8 protein-coding genes are annotated in these 10459 nt (G+C 52.0%); 3 read left to right on the forward strand and 5 right to left on the reverse strand.

The features are described 5' to 3' along the window. On the reverse strand, positions 1-3141 hold a 3141-nt coding region (locus A6395_RS09360; RefSeq protein WP_071398813.1), incomplete at its 3' end, for an efflux RND transporter permease subunit. Between the two features lie 29 nt (positions 3142-3170). After that, positions 3171-3737 (reverse strand): TetR/AcrR family transcriptional regulator, encoded by a 567-nt coding sequence (locus A6395_RS09365; protein ID WP_070328369.1) that lies wholly within the window; start codon positions 3735-3737, stop codon positions 3171-3173. 227 nt (positions 3738-3964) lie between these two features. On the opposite strand from A6395_RS09365, the gene A6395_RS09370 reads away from it, so the two are divergent. From A6395_RS09370 to A6395_RS09380, 3 genes are all read left to right on the forward strand, one after another. Further along, on the forward strand, positions 3965-5035 hold the full coding sequence (locus tag A6395_RS09370; RefSeq protein WP_071398814.1) for a Fe(3+) ABC transporter substrate-binding protein: 1071 nt from the start codon (positions 3965-3967) through the stop codon (positions 5033-5035). A 131-nt stretch (positions 5036-5166) separates the two neighbouring features. Next, a complete protein-coding gene (locus tag A6395_RS09375) occupies positions 5167-6804 on the forward strand; it encodes an ABC transporter permease (RefSeq protein ID WP_071398815.1) in 1638 nt (545 codons plus the stop codon). Then, on the forward strand, positions 6804-7511 hold the full coding sequence (locus tag A6395_RS09380) for an ABC transporter ATP-binding protein (RefSeq protein WP_071398816.1): 708 nt from the start codon (positions 6804-6806) through the stop codon (positions 7509-7511). Before A6395_RS09375 ends, A6395_RS09380 begins: the two co-directional genes overlap by 1 nt. Before the next feature lie 53 nt (positions 7512-7564). On the opposite strand, the gene A6395_RS09385 is transcribed toward A6395_RS09380, so the two are convergent. The 3 genes from A6395_RS09385 to A6395_RS09395 all read right to left on the reverse strand — a co-directional run bounded on the left by A6395_RS09385 (position 7565) and on the right by A6395_RS09395 (position 10354). Beyond that, positions 7565-8011: a hypothetical protein gene (locus A6395_RS09385; protein WP_071398817.1), complete on the reverse strand. Its 447-nt coding sequence runs from the start codon at positions 8009-8011 to the stop codon at positions 7565-7567. Between the two features lie 105 nt (positions 8012-8116). Continuing rightward, complete coding sequence (locus A6395_RS09390; RefSeq protein ID WP_071398818.1) at positions 8117-9013, reverse strand: class F sortase; 897 nt, start codon at positions 9011-9013, stop codon at positions 8117-8119. Positions 9014-9031: 18 nt separating this feature from the next. Beyond that, positions 9032-10354, reverse strand: a complete 1323-nt coding sequence (locus tag A6395_RS09395) for a globin family protein (RefSeq protein ID WP_252100531.1) — start codon at positions 10352-10354, stop codon at positions 9032-9034. Positions 10355-10459 lie beyond the last annotated feature (105 nt).

Raw genomic sequence — 10459 nt, forward strand, 5'->3', positions numbered from 1 at the left:
TGCTTGTTGTTTCTTGCGGAATCGAGCGAAGAACTCATAGACGATTGGGACGATGAGTAACGTCAGTAACGTCGAACTTGTGAGTCCTCCGATGACGGTGACACCGAGTCCTTTCGAGATGAGTGCGCCGCCTTCGAGTCCGAGGGCAAGTGGTGATAAGGCACCGATCGTCGCGAGCGCCGTCATGAGAATCGGACGGAGTCGCGTACCGGCTGCTTCGAGCAACGCTTCACGCGTCGATAGACCGGCTTCTTCTTTATGAATGACGCGGTCAATCAAGACGATCGCATTTGTGACGACGATCCCGATCAACATGAGCGCACCAATCAAAGCAGATACGGAAATTGTTTCTCCCGTGATCAAGAGGGCGACGAGTCCGCCGATGATCGCATAAGGGAGCGAGAACAATACGACGAACGGGGTGACGGCACCGCCGAACGTGACGACGAGCACCAAGTAGACGATGGCGATGGCTGCGAGCATCGCGAGGCCGAGCTGCGTGAACGATTCTTGAATCTGTTCTGTCACGCCGCCGACGTCATACGAGACGCCAGTAGGGAGATCGATGTCAGAGACACGTTCTTCGATGGCGGCCGACGCTTCCGTCGCCTTGTCCGTGCTAAGTTCGACGCTGACGGTAGCAAGGAGCTTGCCGTCGCGCTGGACGAGCGTGTCCGGCGTCGTGCCTTCTTCGACTTCGATGAAGTCTGAGATTGGGCGCGGCCCGAACGGCGTCGTCACTTCTTGCGCTTGCAAGTCTTCAATGCTGTCATACGTGACTTGTTCCGTCGGGATGATGACGTCGAGCTGTTTGTCATCAATCGTCACACTGGCGAGCGGACTGGCCTGTGCTTGGAACTGACCGATCGTTTGAGCGAGTTGAGCGGCCGAGACGCCAGCTTCAGCTGCTGCTTGTTGATCGACGTTGAACGTGTACTGGACGTATGACTCACGAAGATCAGACGTCGCTTGGCGGACGTAGTCCGTCTCTTCTTCAATCGTCTCGATGAATGTCGGGACAATCGCTTCAAGATCTTCGAGCGAGTTTGCGTAGACGTTATACGTCACACCGCTCGTTCCGGCACCGCCGGCGAAGTTTTGTTCTTTCCATTCTCCGCCTGAGGCAAGTTCGTTCAATTGTTCGATGTCTGCCAATTTGACGTCGGCAAAGTCTTCTGTGTCCGGGTCGTACTGGACGATGAAGATCCCTTGCTTGTTATTCCCCGGGTTGAGCGGGTTTTCGCCACCGACCGTGAACTGGACGTCGGTCGCGTTCGGCTGGTCTTCCATAAAGTACGTCTCGGCGATCTCAGCAGCCGCGATCGAGTCGTCAAGCGTCTGTCCCGGTTCCGGGTCGAACGTGACGAACAGCGTTTTCTCCGAATCTTGGTTCAAGAAGTTGACCCCGATGGCTGGTACGAGGGCAAAACTGCCGATCAAGAGAAGTGTCGCGAGTCCGAAGACGACGAGCTTGTGATTGAGCGACCAGTTGAGCACACCGCGGTACCATTCGGCAAGTTTACCGGGTCCTTCTTCCGGCTTCAGCTTGTCACGGTTTTTAAAGAACGAATCGGCCATCATCGGTACGACCGTGATCGCGACGAGGAGCGAAGCGAGCAAGGCGAAGACGACGGTCAAGGCGAACGGCAAGAACAGTTCGCCGACGAAGCCGGTCACGAAACCGAGCGGTAAGAAGACGGCGATCGTCACGATTGTCGATGACGCGATCGGGACGAACACTTCTTTCGTCGCGGCGATGATCAACGCTTTGCCGCGTAACGGTTCGTTCGGACGAGTGAGTCGACGATAAATGTTTTCGATGACGACAATCGAGTCATCGACGACGCGTCCAATCGCGACGGTCATCGCCCCGAGCGTCATGATGTTGAGCGTGATATCGAGTTGCTTCAAGACGATAAGCGCCATCAAGAGCGATAGCGGGATCGAGATGACAGCAATGATCGTCGAACGGAAGTTACGAAGGAACACTAAGATGATCAAAATGGCGAATAGTCCGCCGAGTAACGCCTTCGACACCATCGTCTCGACCGATTCTTCAATCGGCTGACCTTGGTCGAGTGTGATTGAGACGTTCGCCGTATCATATTCAGCCTCAAAGTCGTCTAAAATCGTTTTGACGGCGTTGACGACGTCGACGGTGTTCGCGTCTTGTGTCTTCGTCACTTGAATTCCGATCGAACGTTCTCCGTTCGACCGCGAGATTGATTCTTCGATGCCGCGGTCTTCGATTGTCGCGAGTTCGCTTAAAGCGACGGTCGGGACTGTTGTCGGCACATTCGCAGGTGGGACTGTGCCAGGGACTTCGCTTGGCAACTCAGGTGTCTCACCAGCCGGGAATCCGCTTGGCGTCCCTGGGACGGTCGGTTCAGCTGGAGCTGGTGAGTACGGGATTTGCAGGTCGCGGAACGCTTCGAGCGTCTCCGACTTCCCGTCGATGACGACGGCCTGTTCCGTATCCCCGAGCTCGTACAAGCCAAGCGCGATGCGGGCATCGTTTGCTTGAATCAACTGTTTGACCGCATCTTCTGTCAAGTTGTATTCGGCAAGTGCGGCCTCGTCGAAGCGAAGCTCGACGCGACGGACTTCTTGACCGGCGATTTGGACGAGCTGGGCACCTTCGACACCTTCAAGGGCCGGTTGGAGCTCGTCTTCGACAAGTTTTGTCAACTCAGCCAAATCGAGGCTTTCATCTGAAACGGCTGCACCGACGACCGGGAACGCGTCGAAGCTGAGGCGTGACACTTGCGGGTCTTGGACGGACTCTGGCAGCTCGACGTTGCTGAGTGCATCTTTGACCTGTTGTTCGGCTGCTTCCATATCCGTGCTGAAATCATAATCGATTTGAATGTTCGAAGCGTTTTGGAACGAAGACGAACGGACTTGTTCGACACCGTTCAAACTCTTCAAGCGATCTTCGAGCACGGTGCTCACTTCGTCGAGCACTTGTTCAGGGGAAGCGCCAGGATAAATCGTCGTCACCGAGACGGTCGGTGTCGTGATGTCAGGCAGTGTCTCTAGTTTCATCGTCAGGCCGGCAAAGATTCCGGCGGCCGTTAAGATGATCGTCATCAACCAAACTGCGAACTTGTTGTTGACGGAGAAGGTCGTGATCTTTTGCATGGGGTTCATTTCTCCTCTAATAAATTAGTCTAGTTTCCCGAATCGATGTGTCGGGCGCGCTCGATGAGTCGAGCGATAATGGCTTGTTTTAAAGCGGTAGGGGGGACGCCGACATTGAAGTGTTCGGACATCATCATCCCTTCAAGGGCATAGCGGATGATCATCGTCTCGACGGGATCGCTCGTCTGTTGAAATTCGGCGAAGAACGTGTCGAGGTCATGCTTCCAACGGTCGGCGTACGCTTGATCGACGGCGAATAACGTCAAGAAGGCGATCATCTTCTCGGCATCGATATGAATTGGCGAGCGTTCCGGATAGAGTTTCGTCTCATCAAATAGGCGGACGAACGCCTCGACCGGACCGTGGCCGTCAGCCTGAAGTGATTCGTATAAATCGTTTTGTTCGGTTTGAAGCCGTTCGACGATGGCGGTCAAAAGCGCTTCTTTCGACGGATAATGATACAACAGGCCACCTTTTGAGACACCAGCGGTCTTTGCGACTTCCTCTAATGTCAGTTGGTGCACTCCGTGCTCCATGATGATCTCGGTCGCGGCATCTAGCAGTTTTTGTTTCGTGATAGTTGATCGGTTTGTCATTTCGTCACTCCTTTCTGTACCGACCAGACGGTCTTTTCATTTCAACTATAGGCGCCTCATCATTTTGAAGTCAAGAAATGATATCGTCAAAACTGTTAAGTTATAAATATATAACTAATGGTAACGTTTTCAAAAAAAGGTTGACATGAGAATGATTATCATCGATTATAGTGATTGAGAGTAATTATCATTACCAACAAAGAGACTAAAACATGGGGGAAATATAAATGAACAAAAAGTACATGGCACTTGGACTTTCGGCAGCACTTACGACATCACTGCTCGCGGCTTGCGCGAGCACGGAAGAGACGACTACTACGGGGGACAATGAGACGGCAGAAGAATCAAAAGTCGTCAACGTCTACTCGAGCCGTCATTACGATGTCGACAAAGAGCTCTACAAACAGTTCGAAGAAGAGACGGGTGTGAAAGTCAACGTCGTCGAAGGAAAAGGTGATGAACTTCTCGAACGTTTGAACACAGAAGGTGAGAACACAGAAGCGGATCTCTTCATTACTGCTGACGCCGGGAACTTGCACCAGGCAAAAGAAGCAGGGCATCTTCAAGCGGTCGATAGCGATGTGCTTGAGTCGAACATCCCAGAAAAATACCGTGACACGGACAAAGAATGGTTCGGTCTCACGAAGCGTGCACGTGTCATCGTCTACGCGAAAGATCGCGTGAAGCCGGAAGACTTGTCGACGTACGAAGCGCTCACGGAAGAACAGTGGAATGGGAAAGTGCTCGTTCGTCCATCTGAAAACATGTACAACATCTCACTCCTCTCGTCATTCATCGAAGTGAACGGCGTCGACCAAGCGAAAGAATGGGCAGAAGGCATGGTCAACAACATGGCGCGTGACCCACAAGGGAACGACCGTGACCAAGCGAAAGCCGTCGTCGCCGGTGAAGGTGATGTGGCCATCATGAACACGTACTACATGGGTCTCATGCTGAACTCAGAAGACGCGGAAGAGAAGAAAGTCGCTGAAGCGCTCGGTGTCTTCTTCCCGAACCAAGACACGACAGGTACGCACGTCAACATCTCTGGAATCGCGATGACGAAAGCGGCGAAGAACTCTGACAACGCGAAGAAACTCATGGAGTTCATGTCTGACCCGTCAGCGCAAGAGCAGTTCGCAAGCGCCAACTACGAGTACCCGGTCAACGAATCGGTCGAGCCGAACGAGCTCCTCAAATCATGGGGTGAGTTCAAAGAACAAGATATCAACCTATCTGTTCTCGGTGAAAATCAGCAAGAAGCCATCCGCATCTTCAACGAAGCTGGTTGGAAATAAAACGACTTCGGCTTGAACGCATGTTCAGGCCGAAGGTTTTTGCGTTTCCTGACAGTCTAAAGGTATTACCGGGACGATGAAACTGATATGATGGGACAGGAAGTAAATGAAAGAAACGGGAGCTGTAAGACATGAACTGGTATGCAATCAAACGACAACTGAATGGATGGTCCATCCTGAGCTTTATCGCGTTGTCGTTTATCGTCTTGCCAGGAATCGTCGTCTTAGTAGAACTGTTCGCACCGGTCAATGACAATTGGCAACACATCCGCGAATATCTGCTGCCGACGTACGTGAGGAACACGTTGTTCATCATGCTCGTGACCGGTTTCTTGACGACCATCATCGGAACGAGCCTCGCTTGGTTCGTCACGGTGTATGACTTCCCGTTACGGCGATTCTTCAAATGGGCGCTCATCTTGCCGCTCGCAATCCCGCCGTATATCGGTGCTTACACGTATCATGGCATCTTGAACTACACCGGCGTCATCCAGACGACGCTGCGCAACGAGTTTGGCATCACCGTGGATCAGACGTACTTCAATATCATGACGATCCAAGGGACGATCTTCATCTTCACGTTGTTCTTGTATCCGTACATTTATACGATCACACGCGCGTTCCTACACAATCAGTCGTCGTCGATGATCGAGAACGCCCGCATCCTCGGACGCGGGTCGTGGGATATCTTCTTCACCGTCGTCATCCCGATCTCGCGCGTCGCCATCATCGGCGGTGTCAGTCTCGTCTTGATGGAAGTGTTGAACGACTACGGCGTCGTCAAATACTTTGGGATCCAGACGTTCAGTACGGCCATCTTCAGCACGTGGTTCGGCATGAAGGACACGTCTTCAGCGTTAAAACTTGCCGGCACGCTCATGATCATCGTCATCGCTATCTTGATGGCGGAACGACTCGTCCGAGGCCGCAAGCAGTTCAGCTATGCGACGACAAAAGTGAAGCCGCTCAAGCCAAGACCGTTGAACGGCTGGCATCGTTACGCCGTGTTCGGTTACGTGGCGACGATCTTCGTTATCGCTTTCGCGATCCCGTTCATCCAACTCGTCGCTTGGACGTTCTTGACGTTCGAGCAAGTGTTCACGGCTGAATTTTTCCGCCTCGTCTGGAACACGGTGAGCGTCGCCTTTATCGCGACAATCATCATTCTCGTATTCGCACTCATCATCGCCAACTATACGCGGCTGTTCCCATCGAACATGACGCGCGTCATCTCGAAAGTGACGACGCTCGGCTACTCGATCCCAGGAGCGGCTATCGCCATCGCTGTCATCACGTTGTTTTTACTACTAGACGAATGGGTGCTAAAAGCAGCGCTCGCGCTCGATCTCGGACAGACGTTCGTGTTCCGGACGACGCTCATCATGCTCATCTTCGCCTACGTCATCCGTTTCCTCGCCATCGGTTACAACTCGATCGAGAGCGGATTTGAGAAAGTCGGGAAGTCGTTCACGGAAGCGTCACGCATGCTCGGTTGGGGCACGGTGCAGACGTTCTTCCGGGTCGATATCCCGATGATCAAAGGGGCGATCATGAGCGCGTTCATCCTCGTCTTCATCGATATTATGAAAGAGTTGCCGCTGACGCTGTTCTTGCAGCCGTTCAACTTCTCGACGCTTGCGACGCAGGCGTTCAAATATGTCAGTGATGAGAAGATTCACGAAGCGGCGCTCGCGTCGATCGTCATCGTTCTCATGAGCGGATTGTTAATCTTTGTGTTCCATAAGGTGCTTGATAAGGAGGCCGACTAATGTTTGTTCAAATCAACGATTTACACTTCAGCTATAAAGGTGCAGAAGCAGAGACAATCAAAGGGTTCTCGCTCTCGATCACGAAAGGCGAAATCGTATCCCTCCTCGGCGACAGCGGTTCGGGGAAAAGTACGATCTTGCGCCTCATCGCCGGTCTCGAGATGCCAAATCAAGGCGTCGTCGTCGTCAACGATTGCGTCTGTTGTGACGACTGCCAGTTTATGCCGCCCGAACAACGCGGCGTCGGCATGGTGTTTCAAGACTATGCGCTCTTCCCGCACATGACCGTTGAGAAGAACATCCGCTTCGGCCTCCATAAGCTCAGCCGGAAGGAGCGGAACGAACGGGTCGAGGAGATGCTCACGCTCGTGAACTTATCTGAGTTCCGGCATCGCTACCCGTATGAGCTGAGCGGTGGTCAGCAGCAGCGTGTCGCGCTCGCGCGTGCGCTCGCACCGAAGCCGTCCCTCTTGATCTTAGACGAGCCGTTCAGCAACTTGGACACGTCGCTCCAACACCGGATCCGCGACGACTTGCGCCGTCTCCTCAAACAGACGGGCACGACGACGATCTTTGTCACGCACGACGAGGAAGACGCGGAAGCGCTCGCCGACCGTATCGTCTATCTCGGAGAAGGCAAAATTAAGAAGCAGATCATGACGGAGAACAACAAGACGTTCAACCCGCAGATTCCTTGCTTTGTGTAAGTACGGCGCACTCATTGATCAAAAATGGGTGCGTCTTTTTTTTGTGAAGTTCATTACTCAAAAAATCGATTGTCTAAAACGGACAGATGCTCCTGCCAATCCGACCAGTAGGACTGGAGTGATGTGATCAATCCATGCCCACCAAAGCTAATTGTACTTTCGTGGGACGCATAAATGATCCAGTTCATTTTTTGGTCAAACCAATAGCGTTCTAAATAACGACCTTCATAACAAGGATCTAATGAAGCGGTGTCGATTTGCCATAGTGTATGGTCCTCATGCAGTTCAAATATAAGCTCCGTCCCTTGGTCCCATACCCATTGGCGGATTTCTTCGATTTTTTGATCAACATCTTCAATATAATCGCTGTCGAATGCAATCACATCGAGTCGAGGAGAAGTGGAAAGAGGGTACCAATAATACGAATCGTTCACACCCCAAATGGTGCGAATTCTTCTCTTTAACTGATTTGCGAATGGTTGTGAAAGTCGAGTCCTCATGACTTGAAACTCCTTATCCTAAATCTATGTATTTTTTGCTACATTCACTATATATGGAAAACAGAAAAAATGCCCTTAGATTTTTTATCCAAGGGCGTTTCGTGTCTACTTCGCTGTCTGAGACGGCTTCGACTCATTTCCAAGCCGGTCGATCGCCGTCACGTAATACGTTGCCTGCTCGTTCGTGACTTCAACACTCTTCCGGGCGTGTGACGGGACGCTCTCGATACGTGTCGCGTTCCCGTCGTTGACTTCATAGACACGGTAGCCGATGACGGCATCGTCACGGACCGCGTGCCATGTGAGCAAGTTACCGCTTAACGTGACGTTCGTCGGGGCGTCGAGTTCGACTGTCGACTTGATCTCGCTATCGACAAGCTCCGTGTAAACGACGAAACGTTGGTCATAACCGCCGTCCCCGAACGTACCGGAACACGTGATCAAGTTCAAGTTGCGATTTGACGTGGTGCCAAAAATCTCGTCGATCGGGGCATTTTTCGTGTCATAACTCTCTGTTTTTGTGACACGAAATCGCAGCGTGTTGCCGTTCTCGTCGATAATCGTCACGTCATCGCCTGTCTTCAGTTGATCGAGTTCATAAAAGACGGCGGGCCCCGTCTTACTATCAACGTGTCCGGCGACGACGGCGTTGCCTTTACTGCCTGGTTTGACACCGGGTTCGAACCAGCCGACTTGATTCTCGTCAACGGGTACGCCCATCTGTCCGTTATCGAGCACGCCGACCTGTTCGATCGCGGTGTCGACATTGATGCTCGGGATTTGAATCTGGACAGGTGACACGGCTTTAGTGCTTTCCTCTTCCTCGGCTAAACGAAGTTTCTTCACCTCTTCCTGTAGAAGTGAGAATTCAGCCGATAAATCTGGGCTCTCCTCTATTTGTTTTTCTTCTACAGGTGGTGATGACGATTCTTGAGCGCTCGTCCACGACCAGAAGCCAAAACAAAATAGAGAGAGCGCCAAAAACAAATGGCGCTTGTTCATTGGGCTCTCTCCTTTAGTTTATTGTTCTGATACTTTACGGTTGCGAAGCGTAACAAAGGCGAGCATGATTCCGCCGAGTATAGCTAGGCCAGCGTAAAGGGTATTCATTGATTGTGCTTGTGCACCACCGAGACCTGTTTCAGGCATCTCTGCAGGCATTGCTGTTTCAGCGAACTTGTCAGGCATTTGTGTCACGATCGCGTTACCGAGTGTTTCACCAACACCGAACATGAACGCGTATCCTTCACGGAACGACATCCAAGCTGCATCTGCGTCACCGGCTACATATTGATCGAACGTTTGGAGCACGAGTGCCTCATGTTGCATGATCGCTTCTTGACCGGCCGCTTGTGGCAAGTTGCCTTCTGTCGCCGCATCGAGGAACGTGCTGAAGTCGACAGCGAACTGATCGAGTTTCATGCGTGCTTCTTCGATTTTAGCTTCGTCGCCTTCAAGTGTTGCTGCGACGATGTCACCTTGTGCTGTGATGTGGTTTCCGTTCCATACTTTTTCAAACTGAGCCGCACCTTCGTCACCGTAGACCGAACCGATGGCTGCTTTAAAGTCGAGCGTGTTTTGATCTTCAGCCCAGCTGACGTAGTCGAAATCTTCCGCTTTGTCGTAGCCTTTTTGCATGCCGATCGCAGCGAGGGCGAAGTGTTCACCGGCGAGGCTGTTCAATGTCGAACGAAGCTCTACAGCTGGCGTGTCAGCAGGTGTCGGGAATTTGTCAGGCATTTGCGTGACGACCGCTCCTGAGAGGGCTTTACTGATGTCGAACATGAGCTTGTAGCCTTCACGGTATGTCATGTAAGCCGACTCGTAGTCACCGGCGACGTAGTTATCAAACACTGAGAGAACTTGGTCTTCGTGAAGTTCAAGGACGTCAGCGGCTGCTTCTTTCGGTAAGTTGCCTTCTGTCGCAGCATCGAGGAATGTCGAGAACTCTTCGACGAACTCATCGACTTCGGCTTCAGCATCGGCACGAAGTTCTTTATCGTCTGACTTGGCAGCTTCGACGAAGTCAGCCGAGTAGTCGTTATGGCCGGCGAAGATGTCTTCGAACTGAGCCGCGCCTTCATCACCGTAGATTGAGGCGATGGCTGGCGTCATGTCAAGCGCGTTTTGATCGAGTGCTTTCATTGCGACTTCGGCATCCGGTGCCCCGTCGTAAGCTTTCATCATCGATGTGACGGCTAAGACATAATGCTCAGATAGTAATTGGTCGAGCGTGGCACGAAGGTCTCCAGCTGGTGTGCTCACTGTTGGCGCCTCTGCTGCCTGTGCGTTCAATGGTACGAGTAACCCCAGTGCCAGTGCCGGTGCAACAAATTTGTTCATTGTTTTTTTCTTCATGTTCAATCGCTCCTTTTTTGTGAGTGGTTGTCGTTGTTTACACCCATCTAACGGAGCGATTCAAAAAATGGATCACTTTTTGATTATTTT

Source organism: Exiguobacterium sp. SH31, assembly GCF_001816105.1.
In the GTDB taxonomy this organism is placed as follows: Bacteria; Bacillota; Bacilli; order Exiguobacteriales; family Exiguobacteriaceae; genus Exiguobacterium; species Exiguobacterium aurantiacum_A.